A 22795-nucleotide genomic window follows, 5' to 3' on the forward strand; every position below is an offset into this window, starting at 1 on the left:
CGGGGAGGGTGGCCGGCCGAAACGGCCGACTGCCCTCCCCCGGCGACGGTCTCCCTGGCGGTGTCAGCCGCGCTGGCCCGTGCCGTGCACGCCGTACTCGTCGATGACGGCGAGCTCCTCGTCGGTGAACTCCGGGCCGTTCAGCGCCCGCAGGTTGTGGTCGAGTTGCTCCTTGGAACTGGCGCCCACCAGCGCCGAGGTCACGGCGGGGTTGCGCAGCACCCACTGGAGGGCGAGCTGGGCCAGCGACTGGCCACGGTCCTCGGCGAGCTTGTTCAGCTGCGCCGTGCGCTGCCGGTAGGTCTCGTCGATCTGGTCGGGCTTGAGGAAGTCGCTGTTCCGGGCGCGGGCACCGTCCGGGATGGTCTCCAGGTACTTGTTGGTGAGCAGGCCCTGAGCCAGCGGCGAGTAGACGATGAGACCGAAACCCTCCTTGACGGCCAGGTCGGCGAGGCCGTTCCGGTCGATGCTGCGGTCGTACAGGGAGTAGCGCGGCTGGTGGATGAGCAGCGGCACGCCCTCGGCCTTGAGCAACTGGGCGATGGCCTCGGCGCGGTCGGGCTTGTAGTTGGAGATGCCGACGTACAGAGCTTTGCCCGACTTGACGGCCGTGGCGAGCGCGCCGGCGGTCTCCTCCAGCGGCGTCGTCTCGTCCGGGGTGTGGTGGTAGAAGATGTCGATGTAGTCGGTGCCGAGGTCGCGCAGGCTCAGCTCCAGCGAGGTCAGCAGCGCCTTGCGGCTGCCGCCGCGGAGGTTCGGGTTGGGCCCGAAGATGCCACCGGCCTTGCTGGACAGGATCAGCTCATGGCGGTAGGGCGCCAGCTCCCGGCGCAGCACACGACCGAAGGTCTGCTCGGCGGCGCGGTGCGGCGGGCCGTAGCGGTTGGCGTTGTCGATGGCGGAGATGCCCAGATCGAACGCGTGCAGGATGATGTCGCGCTGGGTGTCGTAGGCGTAGTCGGCGCCGAACTTCTGCCACAGGCCGAGGGAGAAGGCCGGCAGGTCGAGCCCGGACCGCCCGGTGCGGCGGTAGGGCAAGGAGTCGTAGCGGTTGTCGGCCGCCTTGAAGACGTCCTCGTAGTGCGGGTACTGCTCGCTCATCGGGTGCTCTCCCTTATCGCTTATCGGGCTTATCGTGCTTTTCGGGGCTTGCGTGATGGGATGGGACGGAACTCAGCGGCGCAGCGCGGCCGGCTTCAGCGAGGGGGTGTCGCGACCGGTGTCGCGCTCCAGGAACTGGGTGCCGGGGTCGACGATCTCGTCGATGGCGTCCAGGGTCTCGGAGCTCAACTCGACTGTGGCGGCCTTCAGATAGGTCTCCAGGTGGGCGTGGGTGCGTGGCCCGGTGATCACGCTGCTGACCACCGGGTGGTTGAGTGCGAAGGCGACCGCCAGCTCGGGCAGCGTCAGGCCGTTGTCCTCGGCCAGGCTGGCGAGCGCGTCGGCGGCGGCCAGCTTGCGCTGGTTGCGCTCGAGCGATACGTCGAAGCGGCCCGGGATCAGCTCGGCACGGGCCGACCGAGGCTGCTCGCCGCCGATGCGGTACTTGCCCGACAGCCAGCCGGCGGCCAGCGGGCCGTAGGAGAGGACACCCTCGCCGTACTTCTGGACGGTCGGGAAGACTTCGCGCTCGACCCCGCGGACGAGGAGCGAGTACGGCGCCTGTTCGGTGTGCGGGGCGATGAGGCCGTGCTTCTCGGCCAGCCAGTGCGCTTCGACCTTCTGGTGGGCGGGGAAGACCGAGGTGCCGTAGTAGCGGATCTTGCCTTGCCGGATCAGGTCGTTGAGCGTCTGGATGGTCTCCAGCAGATCGGTGTGCTCGTCGGGCCGGTGCGCCTGGTAGAGGTCGAGGTGGTCGGTGCCGAGGCGGCGCAGACTGTTCTCGACGGCCTTGACGATCCAGCGGCGGCTGTTGCCGGCATGCTGGGGGTTGTCGCCGACCTGGCCGTGGAACTTGGTGGCCAGGAAGAGGTCGTCGCGGCGGTGCCTGATGGCCTTGCCGACGATCTCCTCGCTGCCGCCGTTGCCGTAGACGTCGGCGGTGTCGACGACATTGATCCCCGCGTCGAGCGCGGCCCCGATGATCTCCAGGCTCTCCTTCTCCTGAGTCCAGCGGCCGAAGTTCATGGTGCCGAGAGTGAGTGGTGAGACGCGGACGCCGGTGCGGCCGAGGTAGCGGGTCGGGCCGATGGTCATGCGTGTGGTGATTCCTTTCGAGGGCGGTCAGAAGAGGCCGGTGGTCGGGGGCTCGGCGACGCCGAGCCGGTAGGCGCCGGCGACGGCGAGCTTCCAGTCGCGGGGGTTGTGGTTGGCGATGACGCGGGCGTTTCGCCAGTGGCGGTCGTAGCCCCACTCGCGGTTGGTGATGGTGCCGCCGCCCACGTCGAAGATCAGCGGTGCGGCGGAGAGAGCCGCGTCGATGGCGATGACCGCGGTCTCCGCGACGGCGGCCGCGGCGCGGGCACCGACGCGGTGCGCTTCCTCGCCGTGCAGGCCGCGCACTGAGTCGAGCTCTTCCGCGGCGAGCACGACGGCTGAGCGCGCCGCGCGGGCGTACGCCGATATCTGCCCGATGCGACGCCGGATGTACGGGTCGTCGATGCTCTTGTCGGCCGAACTGTGCTTGATGGGCCGGGCCTTCTCCCGCACCCACCACAGCGCATCGTCGAGGACTCGGGCGGCAATGCCCGCCTCGATCGCCGCGAGGTGCAGCTGGGGATAGCTGCCCTGCCACGGGTTGTCCGCGACGGGCGAGTTCGCGTCGACCAGGATCGCCTCGTCGTCGCCGACAAGGACGTCGGTCAGGCGGGTGGTGCCGCTGGCGGTGAGCCGCTGGCCGACCGCATCGAAGTCGTCGAGGCGCTCGACGCCCTCGCGGTCGACCGGCACCGTGAACCGCAGGACGGCACCCTGAGGGGTATGCGCCGTCCCACCGAACCAGTCGGCGTACAGCCCGCCGGTGGAGTAGTACTTCTCGCCGTTCAGCACCCAGTAGGTGCCGTTGCGCACGGCGGTGGTGTTCACCGACCCACTGGCGCCGCCGCTCCGCTCGTTCGCGGTGCCGGCCAGGATGTGCCCGCGGCGGAGCCGGCTCAGCGTCTCGTCACGGTTCGGGGTATCCGGCCGGGACGTCACGGCCCACGCGGACATGAACGTGGAGCGCAGCGCCTGGGCGACGTTCGAGTCGGCACGCGCGATCTCGATGACGACCTCCACGGCATCGCGCAGGGAGCCTCCCGCACCGCCCTCTGCGCGGGCCACCACGGCCAGGGCGACGCCCGCACGTGCCAGGGCGCGCACGTCGTCGAAGGGGTAGTCGCGCGTTTCCTCGCGTTCCGCGGCGGAAGCGGCCAGCCGCGCGAGGATCGGCGCCGTCACGGTGCGCAGCTGGGCGACGGTCAGCGGCTCGGCGGGAACCGACGGACTCCCCGGCACAGCGTCTGCCACATCCAGAGTCATAAGAGCCTTCCGAGTGGTATCCGATGGACTTGTTGACTTCGGTCCAAGGGGCGGACGCCCGTCTTGGATCGCGGTCGCCTTCAGGCCGGACTCACGGCGAGCCGCCGGCCGGCCGGCTGGAGTCCGGGCACCGGCAGGCGCAGACGGTCGCGTAGCGTGCCCTCCGGGTACTCCCGGTGGAACAGGCCGCGCTCCTTCAGAATCGGCACCACCAGGGTGGCGAAGCGTTCGAGGTCGATGCGTGTGTCGGCGAACATCACCGTGAAGCCGTCGGCGGCTCCTTGGCGCCACCACGACTCCAGGTCGTCGGCGATGCGCTCCGGCGAACCGACGACCAACCGGTGGGTGCCGATGCCCGCGGTGTGGGCCACCAGCTCGCGCAGCGTGCGCGCGCCCTCGGCCAGCACGGCGCGGGTGTTGTTGTACATACCGATCGAGAAGGCATTGAGGTTCGGCTCGGTCGGCAGGTCCTCCAGCCGGATGACGTCGTCGGGGCCGAAGGCGTCGGCCGGCAGGCCGAGCGCCGACAGGACCGCCGACACGATGTGCTCGATCGGGGGCAGCGTGGCGTTGAGTTCGTCGTGGCGGCGCCTGGCTTCCTCCTCGTCGGTGCCGACCAGCACGATGAGGCCGAGCGAGTACTTGATGCTGTCGGCGTCCCGGCCGTGTGCCCGCGCGCGTGCGCGGATGTCATCACGCGAGGCCCTGGCCTTGGCAACGGTGTGGCCGGCGGCGAACACCACGTCGGCGTACCGGGCGGCGAGCTCGAGGCCGGCCGGCGTCTCGCCCGCCTGGGAGATGACGGGGCGGACCTGCGGCGAGGTGGGCACCGGCAGCGGGCCGGCGACGTCGAAGAACTCGCCGTGGTGGTCGATGGCGTGGATGCGGCTCGGGTCGCCGAACTGCCCGGTTGCCTTGTCGGCGATGATCGCGCCGGGCTCCCACGCCTCCCACAGCCGCGTGATGACCTCCAGGAACTCGTGCGCCCGGCGGTAACGGGCGTCGCGGTCGGGGTGGGCGGACACCCCGAAGTTCGCGGCGGCAGCCGGGTTGCCCGTGGTCACCACGTTGAGCGCGGCACGGCCCTTGGTGAGGTGGTCGAGGCTCTGGAAGCGCCGGGCCAGGCTGTAGGGCGTGCTGTAGGTCGTCGATACGGTCGGCAGCAGGCCGATCCGTTCGGTGGCGCCGGCGATCACGGCCAGCAGGGTGAATCCGTCGAGGCCGCCCGAGGTTCCGGCCGCGATCTCGGGCCCGAGCGCGGGGCTGTCGCCCTGGAACACGGCGTCGATGCCGGCCTCTTCGGCAAGTTTGGCCAGGCGCACGTAATGCTCGACATCGAGGTAGGCGTGCGGGTCGGCATCGGCCAGCCGCCAGGCGGCGCGGTAGTGGCCGGGCGACATCAGGGAGAAGTTGAGGTGGAACTGGTCGCTGCTCATGGAAGGCTCCGGATGGTTGGGCGGCGGAACGGGTGAACAGGGCAGCCCGAGACGGTGGTCAGCGAGAGGGCAGGTCGCGCCGCTCGAGGATGCCGCGGAGCCTGTCGCGGCCGGCCAGGCCGGCAGCTCCGGCGAGCCGGGCCAGGACGCGCTCCGTCCACGCGCCGGTGAGCCCGTGGGCACGGTTGTAGGCGGCCAGGCGCTCGTCGTACGCCGGTAGGTCGGCGTCGGCCCGGCCGGCGTCGTAGGTCTCGCGGTGCAGGACGGCGGTCTGAGGGAGGCGGGGCTTGACGTCGGCGTCCTCGGTGGGGTCGGGGTGCCCGACCGCGAGCCCGAAGACGGCCACGCTGTGCGGCGGCAGGCCCAGTTCCTCGGCGAACTCCTCGGGGTGGTCACGGACCGCGCCCACGAAGACCGATCCCAGGCCGAGTGACTCCAGCGCCACGACCGCGTTCTGGGCGGCCAGCGCGGCGTCGATGACACCGAGCAGCGTGGACTCCAGGTAGACCGTGGCACCGAGCGGCTTGCTGTCGCGCTCCGCCAGGCGGTGGCCGCGGTCGAGGTCGGCCACCCAGACCAGGAACAACGGCGCCTCGATGATGAACTTCTGCCGCGCCGCCAGGTCCGACAGCCGCCGCTTGCGCTCCGGGTCGGTCACCGCGATGACGCTCCATGCCTGAAGGTTCGAGGACGTCGACGCCGACGACGCCGCGGCCACGATGGCCCGCAGTTCCTCTTCGGTGACGGGCGTCGGCAGGAACGCGCGCACCGAGCGGTGGCGCAGCTGGTGCTCGATGACCGGCGAGGTCGCTCCGAGGACGAAGTCCGGGTCGCCATAGCGGATACCGGCCCGGTTGATCGTCGTGGAAGTGGAATCGGTGAGGGTCATGTGCACGGGCTCTCTTCAGGAGGGAACGGGATCGGGATCAACTCCGCGCTCACCGGGCGCTCTCCAGTGCGCGGAGCTTGGGCAGCAGTTCGTCGCCGATGCGGATGATCTCCTGCTTGTAAGGCGTGTCCGACAGGACGAAGTGCGAGATGCCGAGCTCGCGGTAGCGCCGCAGTGCCTGCGCGACATCGTCGGCCGAACCGACCAGCCAGGTGGTCGCCGCCCCGCCGCCGCCCACCGTGCCCGGCGTGGTGTAGAGGCAGGTGTCGAGCACCTCGCCGCGTTCGGCGAGTTCCAGCAGACGCCGCTGGCCCACCGCGGTCCTGCGGTTGCCGGTGGCGGCCCGGCCGGGGCCGGCCGCGGCCTTCTCGGCCATGCCGGCGACCTTGGCCTCGGCGTCGCGCCATGCCTCCTCGGTGGTGTCACGGATGAGCGTGGTGATGCGCAGGCCGAACTCCAGCGGCTTGTGCTTGCGCTCGACCTTGGCTTCCAGCTTCCTCAGGCGCTCGATGCGTTCGGCCAGGCCCTCCAGCGGCTCGCCCCAGAACAGCTGCACGTCCGCCTCGGCGGCGGCCACCCGCTCGGCGGGCTCGGAAGCGCCGCCGAAGTAGAGGGTGGGGTGCCGGTCGCAGTAGCCGTCAGGGTGCGGCAGCACGGTGGAGTTCTCGACGGCGAAGTGCTCGCCCTTGTAGGTGACGTTCTCCTCTGTCCACAGGCGCCGGACCAGCTGGACGAACTCGCGGGCGCGCTCGTAGCGGTTGGCCGGGTCGGTGGTGTAGTCGCCGTAGGCCGCGAGGTTGTCGAGGCCGCTGACGATGTTGACCAGCACGCGGCCGCCGCTCAGGTGGTCGAGCGTGGCGGCGGAGCTCGCGAAGTGCGCGGGCTGCCAGTAGCCGGGCCGCACGGCGATCAGCGGCTTGAAGGTCGTGGTCCGGGCGGCCAACGTGGCGCCCAGTGTGAAGGTGTCGGGGCGGCCCCAGCCGGTGCCCAGCAGCGCGCCCTCCCAGCCGTGGTCCTCGGCGGTGCGGGCCAGATCGGTGGAGTAGTCGAGTGTGCCCCAGCCCTCGTCCCCGCTCGTGTCATCGCCGCGGTGGCCCGGCTCGATCTGGTTGGGTATGTACCACAGGTAGCTCATGTCGGTGTCCTGTTCCGTACGAGGCGCTGGTGGAATGGCTCCGGTGACGTCTCAGGCGAGCCGGGGAACGGTGTTGGCGATCGCGTCGAGCTGCGCGGTGCGCTCGGCCCTGGTTTGTCCCTGTACCTGTAGGAACAGGACGGAGCGGGCATGCAGCTGTGCGGTGTTGTCCGCGGGAAGTCCCCGGCCGGCGCGAGCCACCACGAGTGCGCGGCTGAGAGTCGTCAGGGCCTCACCGGCACGGACCTTGAGCGAGAGCCGTTCCGAGAGCGAGGCATCGGGGTCGCCGCCGTCGAGCACCGCATCCGCCAGCTCGTAGGCCCGGGCACGGAGGCCGTGCAGATACGGGAGCCATGCCTCGGCCACGCCGGTACCGTGCGGTTCGCCGGCGATCTCATCGAGGATGCGCCTGCCCAGCCCGAAGAACTGCGAGCCGGCGTTGCCGGCGGTGGAGTTGTCGCTGTGCTGCCACTCGGCCAGGGGCTTCACGGCGAGCGCGTAGGCGTCCGGGACAACCACGTCGAGGATACGGACGCGCTCGGTGCGGCTCCCGGACAGCGCCTGGAGTGCCAGCGGCGTCGCGCGGTAGTGCTCATCGATCGGGACGAGGGCCAGGATCACCTGTTCGGACTCCGGGTCGACCGCGGCAAGGACGGCGGCCTCGTTGAGGCCCCAGCCGCTGAACCACGAGACCGTGCCGTTCACCGTCCATCCGTCGCGGGAGCGCCGCGCGGTCAGGTTGCCGGTCGGGTAGCGGCGCACATCGCTCAGTGCCGCACCAATCAGCAGCTCACCGCGCAGCACGGGCTCGACCAGGGGGTGGGATCCGCCGTCCTCGGAGTTCAGCGTGCCGGCGATGCGCGCGACGGTCGGCGCGTGCTGGGCCCAGATCAGCCAGACATTGAGGTCGGCGTAGGCGAGCAACTCGTGCAGCCGGCGGTCGGCGTAACGGTCGAGGCCGGCACCGCCGAACTCCAGGGGCGCCAGGTGGTTGAGCAGCCCCAGGCCGCGGAGGTCTTCGATGGTGTCCCGTGAAACGCGCTCACGGTCGGTCTGGAGTGCCGCGGGTGCCAGCTTCTCCAGGGCGTACTTCTTCGTGTGGGCCACCAGTGGTCGCTCGTCGGCGGCGTCGACCGCTGCGGCGGCGGTCGTGGCCGCGGCGGTCGTGGCCGCGGCGGTTGTCTCCTCAACGGCTGCTTGGGCCGGCATCAGCCGCACCTCCTGAACTGTGACGTGGGTTCTCATGGGACGCGTCGGGGTCAGCCGCATGGGCTGCGACGCCTCAGGCCGACGGCGTCAGCGAGAAGGCGCTGCGCAGGGTCGCGTCGGTGCTGGGAAGGAGGGTCGGCACGACCTCGGCGATCAGGGCAAGCACGTCGTCCTTCCCGCCCGCGGCCACGAGTTCGACGCCGTCCAGCCCGTGCTCGGCCACGAGGGCCGGCAGGGTGGCTGCCACCGCTTCCGGCTCGGTCACGTCGACGCGAACGACCAGCGCGACGCTCTCGCGCGGTCGGCCCGCCCGTACCAGGGCGGCGGACAGATCGGTATCGGCTGTCGGCACCGCCTTCCGGTCGATGACGACGACGTCGGCGTTACGGGCGATGACGTCCCAGCCGAGGGTGTCCACATCATCGGCGATGAGCAGCGGGCCGCCCTGGGGCGAGGCGGGGCCGTCCAGCGGCCCGGCCACCCGGTAGTAGTCACCCTCGAAGTCGAGCGGCTTGATGCGGGTGTTCTCGGCGAAGACCTCGCCGTTCTGGTCGCCGACGAGCGCGGCGGGCGGGAAGGACGTCCACAGGCCCTTGAGGATCTGGGCGTACTCGTCCCAGCGAGCCGACCGGTCGCTGCCCGGCTTCGGGGCGACCGGGTCGCTGACCTCGTCCCCGTCGCCGGCGCGCAGGGCGAGCGCCGCACGCCCACCGGTGGCCCGGTCGAACGAATTCGAGCGGCGCGCAAGGTTCATCGGCGCGTTGTGGCTCGTCGAAGCCTCCAGGATCCACCCGAGATGCGACTGCAACGCGGCATCCGTACCGGCCAGATACGAGGCGATGACCGAGGCGTCCAGGGTGTGGCCCGGCGCGCCGTCGAGAACGCGAATCGCTGTGACCCCGGCGTCCGCGGCGGCCTTCGTGATGTCGGCGGCGTCGGAGGGTGAGATGGTGGTGCCGGCCGCCAGGTCGACGATGATGATGCTCATCAAGTGTTCTCTCTTGCTCAGCGCGCGGTCTCGAGCGCCTGCTCGGACACGTCGAACGCGATGGGGGCCGGCGGGATCGTGAAGCCGAGGTGACCGCGGAGCGTGTCCGCCTCGTATTCCTTGCGGAACAAGCCGCGGCGCTGGAGTTCGGGGATCACACCGTCGACGAAGTGGTCGAAGCCGGACGGCAGGACGTCGGGCATGACGTTGAAGCCGTCGGCGGCACCGTGACGGAACCAGTGCTCGATGTTGTCGGCGATCTGCTCAGGTGTGCCGGCGACGATGCGGTGGCCGTTGCTGCCCGAGAGCCGACGGAGCAGTCGGCGCAGCGTCGGGTGCTCCTTCTCGATGATCGCGCGCACGATCTTGTAGAAACTCTGCGAGCCGCCGGCCTCGTCCGGGTCGGTCAGCAGCTCCTGCGGAATCGGCTGGTCGAGGTCGAGGTCATCGAGCGAGAAGCCGAGCTGAGCCGCGAGCCGGGTACGGCCGTATGCCAGCGGCAGCAGGTCGTCGAGCAGTTCCCGGCGCTTGCGCGCCTCCTCCTCGGTGCTGCCGACCACCGTGGAGAGGCCCGGCAGAATCACGACGTCCTCCGGGCGGCGCCCGAACTGAACCGTGCCGGCGCGGATCTCGTCGCGGAAGGCCCTGGCGTCGTCGATGTCCTGGGAAGCGGAGAAGATGACCTCGCCGACCCGGGAGGCGAGCCGCCTACCGTCGCTCGACCCGCCGGCCTGGACCACCACGGGACGGCCCTGCGGCGAGGTGAACGCCTCGCCGCCGGCCCACTGGGCCACGACTCGCTCGGTGAAGTCGCCGGCGCGGCGGTAGCGCAGCGCGTGGTCGGGCTCCTGGTCACGGCCGAAGTTGCGGGCGGCAGCGGGGCCGGCCGTGGTCACGACGTTCCAGCCGACACGCCCGCCGCTGATGTGGTCGAGGTCACCGATACGGCGGGCCAGCTCGATGGGGTCGTTGTAACTGGAGGAGAGAGTGCCGATGAGGCCAATGCGCTCGGTCTGGGCGGCGATGCGCGCCAGCACGGTCGAGGGCTCGAAGTTGTTGCCGGGACGGTGACGGATGATCGGCTCGATGACCGGGCCGTCGGCCAGGAAGACGGCGTCGAGTGCGGCCGCCTCGGCCTTCTTGGCGATCGAGGTGTAGTGGTCGATCGAGTAGGCGGCGAGCGGGTCGCTGCCGGGCAGGCGCCAGGCGCCGCCGAAGACACCCGAGTTGAGGATGTTGACGTTGATGTGGAGCTGGTTGGCCATGCGGACCTCTCAGTATGTCGATGAGCGCGACCTGGGCAGCCGAGGTCTCGATGTATGCCTGGGCGAAGGCCCGGGGTGTCGGCGGTCTCGGCGCTCTCCAATGCCTCGGACACCTTGCGCAGCACGGCATCAGCGATGAACCGGTACGCGTACAGGCGCCCGACCATGCCGAGTACATCGGGATCGCGTGGCCTTGTCGGACGGGGCGTGGAGACTGGCGCGGCTGTGTCCCTGCACCCTGGCAGCGGTCCCGACCACGAGGCTGCGGGCGATGCCCGTCAGGTTGGCCAGGTGCACCAGTTGCACGAAGGAGTTGAGCGAACGCAGATCTTCCTTGTCGTGACCCAGCTCGCCGTGGCCCGCGACCGGCACCCGCAGTCGGCCGAAGCCGGCGTCCGTGAGGGCCCGGACACGGTCGATTACCGGCACCCGGGGTCGAGCTGCTGCCCGAGGAACCGCACGCCGACAGGAGCAGGGCGCAGGTGGTGGCAATGGCGCCGAGCGCAAGCGATGAGCGGCGCGGACGGAACGTGGTCATGGCCTGAACGGTCTTCCTTCTCGGGCCGCACGAAGCCGCCCGCGGTGGGCCCGTAAGAACGCACAACGGCGGCGGGCAGCAGGGCAGCAGGAATGGGTGGCGCTTTACGGCTGGTTCGCGCCCGCCCGGTGGGCGCGTCAGAGCACACAACGGCACCGGGTAAGGCAGCAGGAACAGCTAGCGCGTTACAGGAAGTCCGCGACAGGGAAGCATCGTCACTCACACACCGGGACGCAAGGAGCTGGGCGACGGGAGAGGCGAGGCGAACGCGATGGACGGGCTAGCGGAATCCGGCGATCGACCGATGAGAACGGCCAATGGGAAGAACCGTCAGCAGAAGCGACACGCGCTGGTGGCGATCAGCATGTAATCAACCACCCGGCGGCTGGTCAACGGCGTCCACGACATGAGCGAGAGATTGGCATCCGCAGGCAGGAACGGTCAAGGGTCGCCCAAATCGCGAGACACGAACCTGATGTAAGCGGAGGGCGGCTGACGAAGGAGGGGCGCTACCGGGGCCGTACCGCTTCATCATGGCTTCACCGGCCGTGAGCTGGGGTTTTTCCAGGCGGTCGCCTTACGGGTTAACGGCACACGCTCGTAAGCAGCGATCAGTCGTGGAGTCCAGGACTACGCGCAGTGTCGTGCTCACACCGGCCATCGTCGCTTCGTTCACGTGGCCCATGAATGTTCCGGAGCGGATGCGCTTCACGGTGAGCGTGGTGAGATCGACCGTCACGGCCGCGCCGTGCACGGGTTCTGTGATGGGCACGGTGACGACCGTATCCGGTGCCCCGCCGGTCTCGTCGATCATCATCGCGACGACGCTCGAGGGCAGGGCTTCGATCGCGGCGTCGGACTCCACGATCAGTATCGTCCGGTCTTGGTCGCCAGCGGCATCCGCCACACTTGGCCGCGCGCCAGCGACCGTGGCCGTACCACTATGCGACGCCCTCGCCGAAGACGTCGGCGAGTTCTCGGCGTCCGCATCAGCGCCTGCGCGCGCCCTCGACCATGTCGAGCAGTCGCGCTGAGCCAGTGCCCTCGCGGATCCCGGTGAGGTCGATGATCACGGTGACGTACTTGTCGCCGCGGCGCGTGTGTGTCCGGCTCGACGACTCGGCACGCGAGTACGGCACGGTCGGCTTCGAGCCGTTGACCGGTGGCTTCGAGGCCGAGCTCGTCGAGCCGGGTGAACGTGGTCAGGTCGGGATTGGCGAAGCGGTCAGACAAGTCGGATGCGCTTGGTGGCCGCGACCCGCGAGTCACCCGCCGCCGACTGAACCGAGTCCGGGTCGCGCACGAGTGCCCGGACGCGGTGGCCACGCTGAGCGGCCTGTTCGAGGACGTGTACACCGGTGCTGCCGCTGCCACCAAGGACGAGCAGATCAGTCACGAGGGTCACTCCGCGGTCGGTTCGGGGTTCAGGCGGCGATCGTGGCGGCGAGCTCGCGGGCACGGTGGTGGGCGCTGGCCATGGATGCCTCGTGCCTGGGCAGAAGGGCGGACAGGGCCGGGGCGTGGGGCACCATCGTCAGTTCGGGAATGACGGTGGTGACGTCGAGGCCGAGCATCTCCTCGCGGCCGAGCATGGCCTCGAGGGTGGGCACGACGTAGTCCAGGCCGTGCTTGGGCGCGCCGGGACCGTAGCCGCCGCCGCGCGCCGAAATCACCACGGCTGGACGACCGGCAGCCGGCGAGGGAGCCTCGAGGTCCATGGTGCGGCCGAAGACCATGATCTGGTCCAGCCACGCCTTGAACACCGACGGCATCGTCAGGTTGTACATCGGGACCGTGAAGAGATAGGCGCTCGCGCCGAGGAACTCTTCGATCAACGCGTCCTGCATCGCGGCCGCCTCGGCCTCCTCGGGCGTGTACTGAGCGGGGGCGGTGGCGCGGGCGGTGATGCCGGCAGCGGATAGATGAGGCACGGGCGAAGCAGCCAGGTCGCGGTGAGCGACGTCGCCGCTCCAGCCGTCGAGGAAGGACTGTGCGACCTGGCGCGAGACCGAGGCCTCGCCGAGCGAGGAGGAGTCGATGTGAAGCAGGTACGACATGAGTTGGGTCCTTTCGGAGTGATTGTGAGCGCGCTCCGGTGATCCGAGAGCGGGCCCGCACGAGGGGCTGTTGTCGTGGATTGGCGTGCGGTCGCCGCGAGGGCGTTACATACTGGTAGTGCGGTTGCACACCGGATGAGAGGTTGTTGAGATGGCGTCAGCGCGAAAGATCGCAGGTCCGTGCCAGACATGGCCGGAGGACAGCGCCTTCATTCGCGAGGTGCTCGACCGCATCGGCGACAAGTGGACCATGCTGATCATCAGCACCCTGAACGCCGGTCCGTTGCGCTACTCCGACGTGCAGGCGAGCATCCCGGGCATCTCTCAGCGGATGCTGACCCATACGCTCAAGCACCTCGAGCGCGATGGGCTGATCACCCGGACCGCGTACCCCGAGGTCCCTCCAAGGGTGGAGTACGAGCTCACCAAGCTGGGCCGGTCGCTGATGAAAGCGGTCATGGCGATGGCCGGCTGGGCCGCCGCCCACCACCGTGAGATCGCCGCCAACCGGGCGGCCAGCGAGCTGACCGGAGTCGGCCGAGGCAAGGCCGCGGTCAGCGCGTAGACGAACCGCGGTGGTGGTGGTGCTCACCGCGCTCCGCAGCGGTGGGCGTGTCGTGCGCGGCCGTCTCGTCGAGAGCCTCAGCGCGGCCTGTCTCATCGGTGGGGTCGATGTGGCAGACTCCGGTGTCGGCTCGCACCACCCGCCGGCAGGGCCGCGACGTTCTGGAGGCCACCCTCCGGCTCGCTCATGACACACGCTCGCGCGACACGGGCCCGGCCACCTGCTCCAGCAGCTGGCCGTAGACCGGAACCTTCTGGGCCCCCGGGGCAGCGACCCGCCGGTCGAGGACGACGAACGGCACGCCGGTCGCGCCCAGCTCCACACCTTCGGTCCGGTCGGCGCGTACGCGGTCGGCGTACTCACCGCTCGCGAGGATCGCGTGCACTCGCCGGCCGTCCAGCCCGACCGACTCGGCGACCCCGGCCAGGGCGTCAGGAGCGTAAGGGTCGAGGGCGCCGACGAAGAAGCCGTCCTGGACAGCCGAGAAGAACTCGGACCCCAGCCCCTCGTCGTTGGCGTACTGCACCACGCGGTGCAGGTCGAAGGTGTTGGCACTGAGACGGCCCAGCGTGAACTCGAGGCCCTCCTCGCGGGCGATCGCCTGGATCTGGCGCTCTGCCGCCATGAAGTGGGCGGCGGTTCCGCCGTGAGTACGAATGAAGGCTTCCTCGATCGTCTCCGGCCGCTTCGGCGCGGCCGGGTTCAGCTCGAAGGACCGCATCACGAGCTTGAACCGCTCCGCGTCCGGGCGGTGCTCGATCGCGCTCCGGAGCCGGTGCTTGGCGACATAGCACCACGGGCAACCCAGGTCGGTCCACATCTCGATGACGACCTGCGCCCCCTCGGGGTGCGATACCTGCTCAACCATCTTCCTTCCTCACCTCACTAGTAGTGCGTAACACCATCATGAGTGAGTAAGGGAGAGCTTACAAAAGGCACTTTCAAGTGCGTAGGCACCGCCCGACAGGCACTACACCCTCATCCGCGAAGAGCCCCGAACAACTGAGTCTCGGCGATCGCGTCGTGAGCACGCCGCGCCTCTCGCGCGCGGGGTACTACGACGGCTCCGCCCCGTCCCGGCCCGATCGGCCGACGATGAACCCAGCCGTGCCGCGCACGGACGCTTCACACCGCACTTGAGTCGCGATTGAGTCGCCTCGACCGGCTCCGTGCCAGGCTCGCCCCATGCTCCACAGGCGTGCTGACAAATCGCTGTTCGAACAGGCCAGGCACATTCGCAAGGGTCTCATAGGGACCCCATTGATGCCGCTGCCGGACGAGCAGTGCGACATCGTCGCGAAGCTGGAATTCTGCAATCCCACGGGCAGCAGCAAGGACCGGTCGGCGTTGTGGATCCTGGAACAGGCGATCGGTCGCGGGGAGATTGCGCACGACACCACGGTGGTCGAGTCGTCGTCCGGCAACTTCGCGCTGGCCCTCGCTTTCTACTGCCGCGTACTCGGCATCTCGTTCGTCCCGGTCATCGATCCGAACTGCAACGAGGCCACCGAGGCCCAGCTCCGGCTGCTGTGCGAGCGCGTGGAGAAAGTCACCCAGCGCGATACGGCAGGCGGTTATTTGCGGAGCCGGCTGTCCCGCGTCCAGGAACTGCTGGTGGAGAGTGATTCGGCCTATTGGCCCAATCAGTACGCCAATCCCGATGCCCGTGACGCGCATTACCGCTTCACCGGCGGCGAGTTGATCACACAGGCTGGTCCGCTCGACTATCTCTTCGTCGGAGTGGGAACAGGCGGCACCATCGCCGGGCTCTCCCATCGCGTCAAGGAATCCTCTCCGGGCTGTGTGGTCGTCGCGGTCGACGCCGAAGGTTCGGTGATATTCGGCGGGCCGCCGAAAAAGCGGCGTATCCCAGGAATCGGCTCCAGTATCGTGCCGCCCCTGTGCGGGCAGGCGCTGATCGACGAGGTCGAGATCGTCCCCGAGGCGCGCGCCGTCGAGGCCTGCGGTGCCCTGGCCGCCAGGTACGGCTTGTACGCGGGCGGTTCGACGGGCAGCACCTTCGCCGCCATCCAGGACTACTTCGCCCGTCGCCCGCCCGCCGCACGCCGTCCCCGGGTCGCCTTCATCGCCGCCGACCGCGGCCATGCCTACGCCCGGACCGTCTACAACCCCGTGTGGCAGCAGCACCTACGCGCGGAGACCGTACAGCTCTCCGACGTCGAAACCCTGACCGTCAGCTGAAGGAGCATGCCCCCGTGTCCACCCTGGCTCCGCCGCCCCTGACCGTGATCGGTGCGGGCGACATCGCCGCCGAGACGGACCGCCACCGTACGGAGCTCATCGAGGTCGTCCGTGCCGCCTACCTCACGCACGACGCCGGTGACAGCGCGAACCCGCACAGCTCGTTCCTGCGCTTCCCGCACCAGGAACGGTCGCGCATCATCTCGCTGCCGGCCTATCTGGGCGGCGCGTTCGAGGTCGCCGGCAACAAGTGGATCGCCAGCTTTCCGGACAACACACGGCACGGGGTCCCCCGCGCGTCGGCCACGCTGATCCTCAACGACTGCGCCACCGGCTACCCGTTCGCCTGCATGGAGTCCTCGATCGTCTCGGCGACGCGGACCGCGGCCTCCGCGGTGCTCGGCGCGCAGACACTGCTCGGCGCGCGCCGCGCCCGCCGCGTCGGCATCGTCGGTACGGGGCTGATCGCCCAGCACGTATGGCGGTTCCTGCGTGATCTCGACTGGGAGATCGACGCCTTCCGGCTCTTCGACCTCGACCCGGCCGCGGCGGGCCGCTTCGCCGCCGCCCTGGCCAAGGACACCGAGGCCGAGCCCGTGGTCGCCGATAAGGTGGAGGAGGCGTTCACCGACTGCGACCTGGTGGTGCTGACCACCGTGGCCGGTGAACCGCACCTGCACGACCCGCGGCTGCTGGCCCACAACCCGGTGGTCCTGCACCTGTCGCTGCGCGACCTCGCCCCCGAGATGATCCTGGCCGCCCGGAACTTCACCGACGACGTCGACCACGCCGTACGCGAGCGCACCTCGCTGCACCTGACCGAAGAGCGCACGGGGAACCGTGACTTCATCGACGGCACCCTCGCCGACCTGCTGTGCGAGCGGCTGCGCCGGGACCACGGGCGACCGGCGATCTTCTCGCCGTTCGGACTCGGCGTCCTCGACCTGGCCGTCGGCAAGTGGGTGCACGACCGGGTCGTCGTCGCGGGCGGAGGCCACCCCGAGAGCGACTTCTTCACCGGGGTGGGGGTCTGACGCATGAGCACCTCATCATCCGCCCCGGGCCCCGCCGAGGACCGGTATGTCGTCGTGCTGAACGACGAGGAGCAGTACTCCATCTGGTTCGCCGAGCGTGCCCTGCCCTCCGGCTGGACCGCCACCGGCGCGCAGGGCACCCGCCAGGAGTGCCTGGACCACATCGACCGGGTGTGGACCGACCTGACACCGCGTTCCGTACGGGCGCCACGATGACGGCCGCCGACCTCGCCACGGCCTGGCTGCGCGGCCTGGGCAGCCGCGAAGCCACCGCGCGCCAGCGCCTGTTCGTCTTCCCGCACGCCGGGGCGGGCGCCTCCGCCTACCGGCTCGCGGCGCATCTGCCGGACAGCGTCGAGGTCTGCACGGTCCAGATGCCCGGCCGGGAGAGCCGCTTCGCCCAGCCGGCCCTGACGTCCCTGGACGAGGCCGTGGCCACGCTCGCGCCGCTCATCGCGAACCACGCCGCCCTGCCGTACGCCTTCTTCGGGCACAGCATGGGCTCCCTGCTCGCCTTCGAGACGGCCCGGCGGCTGCGGGCCCTCGGCACGGCGCTGCCCGACCATCTGTTCCTTTCGGGCATGCGGGCCCCGGGCCTGCCGGACCGCGATCCGCGACACGAACTGCCGGACGACGAGCTACTCGCCTCCGCCGGATTCGTCGGTGTGGACCCGGAGTTGCAGGTGCTGCTGCTGCCGGTCCTGCGTGCGGACCTGGCGCTGTGCGAGACGTATACGCCGCGTGCCGAGGCTCCCCTGCCGTGTCCGCTGACCGTGCTGGCCGGATCGGACGACGAGAGCGTCACCGAGGCGGAGCTGGCCGGCTGGCGCGAGCACACCTCAGCCGGCTTCGAAGTGCACCTGTTCCCGGGTGCTCCCCACCTGTATGTGCGCGGCGCGGAACCGCAGCTTGCGGAGACGATCACGCGCGCCTTCCCCGTACGGGCTGAGAGAGGAACGTTCATGGCGCCGAGCACCCTGGTCGCGCTCTGGGAGCGGCAGGCGGTCGCGACACCCGACGCACTCGCCGTTGTCGCGGGAGCGGATCGCGCCACCTACGCCGAGGTGGACCGCCGGGCCGCGGCGCTCGCCACCGAGCTGCGCACCCGCGGGGTCGGGGCGGAGAGCCTGGTCGGCGTCTGTCTCGGCCGGTCGGTCGAGATGGTCGTGGCTCTGCTCGGCATCCTGAAGTCGGGCGCCGCGTACCTGCCGCTCGACCCGGGCTACCCCGCGGAACGGCTGCGGTACATGACCGTCGACTCGGGCGCCAAGCTGTGGGTGTGCGACGCGGACCGGCGCGCGCAGGCCCTGGCGTCCGGCGCGGCCGACGTGCTGCTGGTCGAGGACCTGCCTGCGGAACCATCCGCGCCGCCGGCTCACGTGGTGCGCCCGCACCACCTCGCGTACGTCATCTACACCTCCGGTTCGACCGGGCTGCCCAAGGGAGTGGCCGTCGGCCACGCGGCGCTCGCCTCGTTCCTGCGCAGCGTGGCCGAACGCCCCGGCCTCACCGCGGACGACCGGGTACTCGCGCTGACCCCCTTGTCGTTCGACATCTCGATCCTGGAGCTGTTCCTGCCGCTGACCCGGGGAGCGACGGTCGTGATGGCGCCGCCTGCCGCCAACACCGACCCCGAGCTGCTGGCCGCCACGCTCGCCGAGGCGGAGGTCAGCGTCGTCCAGGCGACCCCCACCACCTGGCGGCTTCTGCTGGCGTCCGGCTGGACGGACGGGCTGGGCCGCGTCCTGCTGTCGGGCGGCGAGCCGCTCGATCCGCAGCTGGCCCGCGACCTGCTCGCCACCGGCGGCACCCTGTGGAACCTGTACGGCCCGACGGAGACGACGGTGTGGGCCGCCGCGGCCCGCGTCGATGCCGTGGCCGACCGGGTCGGCGTCGGCACGGCCCTGTCCAACACTCGCCTGCACGTCGTCGACGAGAGCGGGCGGGAGGCCGGCCCAGGGGTCGTCGGCGAGCTGTGGATCGGCGGCGACGGCGTGGCCCGCGGCTATCTCGACCGGCCCGCGCTGACCGCCGACCGGTTCGTGCCCGACCCGTTCGGGGGCGCTCCCGGGCGCCTGTACCGCACCGGCGACCTCGCCCGGTGGTCCACCGACGGCACGCTGGAGGTGCTGGGGCGCACCGACCACCAGGTCAAGGTGCGCGGCGTCCGCATCGAGCTCGGCGAGATCGAGGCCTGCGTACGCAGCCACCCCCTCGTCGCGGACGCGGTGGTGGTCGTTGACCGCGAGGCCGCCGTCGGCGACCAGTTGGTGGCCTGCCTCGTCCCCGCGCCCGGCGCGCGGAGCGACGCCGCGGACCTGCCCCGCAAGGTCCGCGACCACCTCGCGCAACGACTGCCCGCCCCGATGGTGGCCCAGGGCTACGCGGTTCTCGACGCCCTGCCCCGCACCCCCGCGGGCAAGGCCGACCGCGACGCCGTGCGGCACATTCCGTACGGCCCGGTCCGGGCGGGCGGGCTGGTCCCCGACGACGCTCCGCTGTCCCCGCGCACCGCGGTGGTGCGCCGCGTGTGGGCCGAGGCGCTCGGGCTGGACGACGTGTCCCCGCACGACGACTTCTTCGGCCTGGGCGGGCAGTCGCTCACCGCGGTACGGGTCGTGGCCCGGCTTTGTGCGGAGCTGGGCGTGCCGGTCGACGCCCAGTCGCTCTTCGCGCATCCGACGCCCGCCGCGCTGGCCGCTGCCCTGGACTGCGTGGCGCCCGCGGACGACCAGCCGATCCCCGCGGCCACGACCGCCGCACCCTCCTTCGGCCAGGAGCGGATCTGGTTCTTCGAGCAGCTGAACCCCGCGGTGCCCGCCTATCACCTGCCCGTCGCCTTGGACCTGCCCGGCGGGCGCGTCGATCTGACGCTGCTCCAGGACTGCCTGTCCGCGCTGGTGTGCCGGCACCCGGCGCTGCGCACGGCCCTCGTCGCCGTCGCCGGCCGGGCCCGCCCCGAACCGCACGAGCCGGGACCGGTCCCTCTGGTGCGCAGCGAGGTCGCCGAGGAGGACCTGGACGTGCTCATGACCGAGCGGATCCGGGCCCCCTTCGCCCTCGACCGCCCCCCGCTGCTGCGCGCGGACGTCCTGAGCACCCCGAGTCGCGACATCACTCTCCTGACGGCCCATCACATCGCATGCGACGGCATTTCGATCGACCTCATGGTGCGCGAACTGGGCGCGTTCTACGTGGAGTTGGTCACAGGACGCCGCCTCACCCCGGCGCCGCTGCCCGTGACGTACGCCGACTACGCGGCCTGGCAGCGCGAGCGGCTCACCGGCGCCGAGCTGGAACGGCTGCTCGACCACTGGCGCACCCGGCTGTCCGGCGTGCCCGTCCTGGAGCTGCCGACCAGCCGGCCCCGGCCGGCCGTCGCCAGCCACCGCGGCCGCCGCGAAATGCTGCGCGTCCCCGCCGACCTGGCGCACCGGTTGCGCACGCTGTGCCGCGCCGAGGGCGTCACCCTGTTCATGGGCCTGCTGGCCCCTTTGCAGGTACTGCTCGGCCGTTACGCCGAGGAGAGCGATGTCGCCGTCGGCACCCTGACGGGCGGGCGGCCGCGCCCCGAACTGGACGACGTGGTCGGCTACTTCGTGAACACCGTCGTCCTGCGCACGGGCCTGGCGGGCGACCCGACCTGGCGCGAACTGCTGAGCCGGGTCCGCGAGGTCGCACGGCAGGCGTACGCGCACCAGGAGCTCCCCTTCGAGAAGCTGGTCGCGGAGCTGAGCCCGGAGCGCGACCTGAGCCGCAACCCCCTCTTCCAAGTGCTGTTCGCCCTGCACGAGGAGCAGAAGGCCGGACACCTCACCGAGCTGTACGACCGCAAGGAGCTGGAGGGACGGCTGGGAACGGCTCGCTTCGACCTCGCCCTGGACGTGACGGACCACGCTGCGGGCGCCGGTGACCTCAGCGTCTCCGTCGAGTACGCCACCGACCTGTTCGACGCGGACTTTGTCCGGGGCTTCGGACGGCACTACCTGCGGGTCATCGAGCAGATGGTGTCCGGCGTCACGGACCGGCTCTCCGAGCTGGAGATCGTCTCGGCCGAGGAGCTGCGCGCCCTCTCCACCGGTGGTCGGTCCGAGCCGCTGCCCGAACCGACCACCCTGGTCCGCCTGTGGGACCGCCAGGTGCGGGCCGCCCCCGACGCCACCTGCATCGTTGGCGACGACGAGTCGCTTACGTTCGCCGAGACCGACGCGCGGGCCTCGGCCCTCGCCGGGGAGCTGCGCGCCCGAGGCGTACGCCCCGAGAGCCTGGTCGGCGTCTGTCTGGAACGCTCGGTTTCCCTGGTGGTCGCCCTGCTGGGCGTGCTGAAGGCGGGCGGCGCCTACGTCCCGCTCGACCCGAACTACCCCGCCGACCGCCTCCGGTACCTGCTGGCCGACTCGGGCGTACGCCTGGTCGTCGCGGACCCGCGCCACCCCACCTCGGCCCTGCTCGGCGACGGCGTACGGCTCGTGGCGGTGGACCAGGAACCCGGGGCCGATCCGGCGCCGGCAGAGGAGGCGCGGCCGCACCACCTCGCCTACGTCATCTACACGTCCGGCTCGACCGGCAACCCCAAAGGCGTCGCGATCACCCACGCCAACATCACCGGGTTCCTGGAGTGGAACCAGCGGCTATGCCGGCTGGACCGGCACGACCGGACCCTGCTCAACCACTCGGTGGCCTTCGACAACTCGGTCTGGGAGATCTTTCAGTGCCTGCTGTCCGGAGCCGAACTGCACCTGGCGAGCCCCACCGCCGCCTACGACCCCGAGGAGTTCCTGCGCGAGGTCGCCGAGCGCGGCATCACCACGCTCAACGCGACCCCGTCACAGATGCGGATCCTGCTGGAGTCCGGCACGGACGCCGCTCCCCGACTCGCCTCCCTACGCCTGGTGTTCACCGGCGCCGAGGCAGTGCCGCACGAGGTGTCCCGCCGCGTCCTGGCCGCCACCGCGCCGGGCTGCCAGGTGTTCAACGAGTACGGGCCCACCGAGGCGACCGTCACCTCCGCGTTCTGCCCCATCACCGAAGACCTGCTCGACCGGCACGGCCATCTCCCGAGCGTCCCCTTCGGCCGGGCGACCGACAACGCGCACCTGTACGTGCTGGACGCGCGGCTGCGCCCGGTCGCCCCCGGCTGCCGCGGCGAGCTGTACGTCGGCGGCAGCGCGGTCGGCCGCGGCTATCTCGGCCGACCGGCCCGCACGGCCGCGGCGTACCTGCCCGACCCGTACGCCGCCGAGCCCGGCGCCCGTATGTACGCCACCGGCGACGTCGTACGGCTGCTGCCCGACAGCAACCTGGTCTTCCTCGGCCGCAACGACCACCAGGTCAAGGTACGCGGCTTCCGCATCGAGCTCGGCGAGATCGAGTCCGCGCTCCGGAGCCACCCGGCCGTGGCCGACTGCGTGGTGGCCGTACGCCGTGCCCGCGCCGGCGAGGACCAGCTGGCGGCCTACCTGATCCCCGAGCACCCCGACCGGCCGGCGCCGGGCCCGGCGGAGCTCCGCGCCCATCTGGCGGACCGCCTGCCGCCGTACACGCTGCCGCAGAGCTACACCGTGATCGACGAGATCCCCCTGACGCCGAACGGCAAGGTCGACCGGCCCGCGCTGCCCGACCCGCGCCCGGCCTCCGACCCGGCGCCCGCCGCGCGCCAGTGCCTCACCGCACGACAGCTCCTCGTGGCCGAGGTGTGGCGGGAGTGCCTGGGCGTCGAGGACGACTTCGGGCCGCAGGACGACTTCTTCGACGTCGGCGGCACCTCGTTGACCCTCACCACGATCGCGGGCCGCCTCGGCGAACGGCTCGGACGCCGGGTGTCGCCGGTCGTGGTCTTCCGCAACCCTACGGTGGCGGGACTGGCAAAGGCATTGGAACTCGACGGCACTGGCGGGCGTGAACTCCTGGACGACGTCGGCAAGAAGCCCCCGAATGCTCTGGGCAACACGTCGACGTCGGCCGATTCCTCATCCGGGAGCTGCTGACTGGCGCCGGCGCCCAGCGATCCGGCTCAGC

General features: G+C 70.8%; 19 protein-coding genes. 5 read left to right on the plus strand and 14 right to left on the minus strand.

Annotated elements, in window-relative coordinates; all coding sequences use genetic code 11:
• Window positions 1–63 precede the first annotated feature (63 nt).
• From AB0E24_RS40970 to AB0E24_RS41030, 13 genes are all read right to left on the minus strand, one after another.
• A complete protein-coding gene (locus tag AB0E24_RS40970) occupies window positions 64–1101 on the minus strand; it encodes an aldo/keto reductase (protein ID WP_102935783.1) in 1038 nt (345 codons plus the stop codon).
• Window positions 1102–1173: 72 nt separating this feature from the next.
• The gene (locus AB0E24_RS40975; RefSeq protein ID WP_174884312.1) at window positions 1174–2196 is read right to left on the minus strand and encodes an aldo/keto reductase; all 1023 of its coding nucleotides are present in this window, start codon (window positions 2194–2196) and stop codon (window positions 1174–1176) included.
• A 27-nt stretch (window positions 2197–2223) separates the two neighbouring features.
• Window positions 2224–3447 (minus strand): acyl-CoA dehydrogenase family protein, encoded by a 1224-nt coding sequence (locus tag AB0E24_RS40980; RefSeq protein ID WP_359384765.1) that lies wholly within the window; start codon window positions 3445–3447, stop codon window positions 2224–2226.
• Between the two features lie 92 nt (window positions 3448–3539).
• Window positions 3540–4895: an NtaA/DmoA family FMN-dependent monooxygenase gene (locus AB0E24_RS40985; RefSeq protein WP_359384767.1), complete on the minus strand. Its 1356-nt coding sequence runs from the start codon at window positions 4893–4895 to the stop codon at window positions 3540–3542.
• Window positions 4896–4953: 58 nt separating this feature from the next.
• The gene (locus tag AB0E24_RS40990; protein WP_359384769.1) at window positions 4954–5784 is read right to left on the minus strand and encodes an NADPH-dependent oxidoreductase; all 831 of its coding nucleotides are present in this window, start codon (window positions 5782–5784) and stop codon (window positions 4954–4956) included.
• A gap of 49 nt (window positions 5785–5833) precedes the next feature.
• A complete protein-coding gene (locus AB0E24_RS40995) occupies window positions 5834–6919 on the minus strand; it encodes an LLM class flavin-dependent oxidoreductase (RefSeq protein ID WP_359384771.1) in 1086 nt (361 codons plus the stop codon).
• Window positions 6920–6970: 51 nt separating this feature from the next.
• Window positions 6971–8128: an acyl-CoA dehydrogenase family protein gene (locus tag AB0E24_RS41000; RefSeq protein WP_359384772.1), complete on the minus strand. Its 1158-nt coding sequence runs from the start codon at window positions 8126–8128 to the stop codon at window positions 6971–6973.
• Window positions 8129–8201: 73 nt separating this feature from the next.
• Window positions 8202–9116 carry an LLM class flavin-dependent oxidoreductase gene (locus AB0E24_RS41005; RefSeq protein WP_359384774.1) on the minus strand — a complete coding sequence of 305 codons (915 nt, stop codon included), beginning with the start codon at window positions 9114–9116 and terminating at the stop codon, window positions 8202–8204.
• A 17-nt stretch (window positions 9117–9133) separates the two neighbouring features.
• Entirely contained in the window at window positions 9134–10381 is a 1248-nt protein-coding gene (locus AB0E24_RS41010) for an LLM class flavin-dependent oxidoreductase (RefSeq protein WP_359384776.1), read from the minus strand.
• Between the two features lie 1115 nt (window positions 10382–11496).
• The gene (locus tag AB0E24_RS41015; RefSeq protein WP_359384778.1) at window positions 11497–11784 is read right to left on the minus strand and encodes a hypothetical protein; all 288 of its coding nucleotides are present in this window, start codon (window positions 11782–11784) and stop codon (window positions 11497–11499) included.
• Window positions 11785–11908: 124 nt separating this feature from the next.
• Complete coding sequence (locus tag AB0E24_RS41020; RefSeq protein ID WP_174884236.1) at window positions 11909–12058, minus strand: hypothetical protein; 150 nt, start codon at window positions 12056–12058, stop codon at window positions 11909–11911.
• Between the two features lie 86 nt (window positions 12059–12144).
• Window positions 12145–12315 carry an NAD(P)H-binding protein gene (locus AB0E24_RS41025; protein WP_197710355.1) on the minus strand — a complete coding sequence of 57 codons (171 nt, stop codon included), beginning with the start codon at window positions 12313–12315 and terminating at the stop codon, window positions 12145–12147.
• Window positions 12316–12343: 28 nt separating this feature from the next.
• Window positions 12344–12976, minus strand: coding sequence for an FMN-dependent NADH-azoreductase (locus AB0E24_RS41030; RefSeq protein ID WP_251772452.1), 633 nt, complete (start codon window positions 12974–12976; stop codon window positions 12344–12346).
• 151 nt (window positions 12977–13127) lie between these two features.
• Between AB0E24_RS41030 and AB0E24_RS41035 the strand changes: the two genes are divergently transcribed.
• Window positions 13128–13541 (plus strand): winged helix-turn-helix transcriptional regulator, encoded by a 414-nt coding sequence (locus AB0E24_RS41035; protein ID WP_069872016.1) that lies wholly within the window; start codon window positions 13128–13130, stop codon window positions 13539–13541.
• Window positions 13542–13725: 184 nt separating this feature from the next.
• Here AB0E24_RS41035 and AB0E24_RS41040 read toward each other — a convergent pair whose 3' ends face one another.
• Entirely contained in the window at window positions 13726–14409 is a 684-nt protein-coding gene (locus AB0E24_RS41040; RefSeq protein WP_359384782.1) for a DsbA family oxidoreductase, read from the minus strand.
• 317 nt (window positions 14410–14726) lie between these two features.
• Here AB0E24_RS41040 and sbnA point away from each other — a divergent pair, with 317 nt between their 5' ends.
• From sbnA to AB0E24_RS41060, 4 genes are read left to right on the plus strand one after another with little or no spacing between them, the layout of a single operon-like run.
• Window positions 14727–15743 carry a 2,3-diaminopropionate biosynthesis protein SbnA gene (gene sbnA, locus AB0E24_RS41045; RefSeq protein ID WP_359384784.1) on the plus strand — a complete coding sequence of 339 codons (1017 nt, stop codon included), beginning with the start codon at window positions 14727–14729 and terminating at the stop codon, window positions 15741–15743.
• Window positions 15744–15757: 14 nt separating this feature from the next.
• Window positions 15758–16777, plus strand: a complete 1020-nt coding sequence (sbnB, locus tag AB0E24_RS41050) for a 2,3-diaminopropionate biosynthesis protein SbnB (protein ID WP_359384786.1) — start codon at window positions 15758–15760, stop codon at window positions 16775–16777.
• 3 nt (window positions 16778–16780) lie between these two features.
• Complete coding sequence (locus AB0E24_RS41055; protein WP_359384788.1) at window positions 16781–16993, plus strand: MbtH family protein; 213 nt, start codon at window positions 16781–16783, stop codon at window positions 16991–16993.
• Window positions 16951–22764 carry a non-ribosomal peptide synthetase gene (locus AB0E24_RS41060; RefSeq protein WP_359384790.1) on the plus strand — a complete coding sequence of 1938 codons (5814 nt, stop codon included), beginning with the start codon at window positions 16951–16953 and terminating at the stop codon, window positions 22762–22764. Before AB0E24_RS41055 ends, AB0E24_RS41060 begins: the two co-directional genes overlap by 43 nt.
• Window positions 22765–22795 lie beyond the last annotated feature (31 nt).

Source organism: Streptomyces malaysiensis subsp. malaysiensis (genome assembly GCF_040653035.1).
Taxonomy (GTDB): Bacteria; Actinomycetota; Actinomycetes; order Streptomycetales; family Streptomycetaceae; genus Streptomyces; species Streptomyces malaysiensis.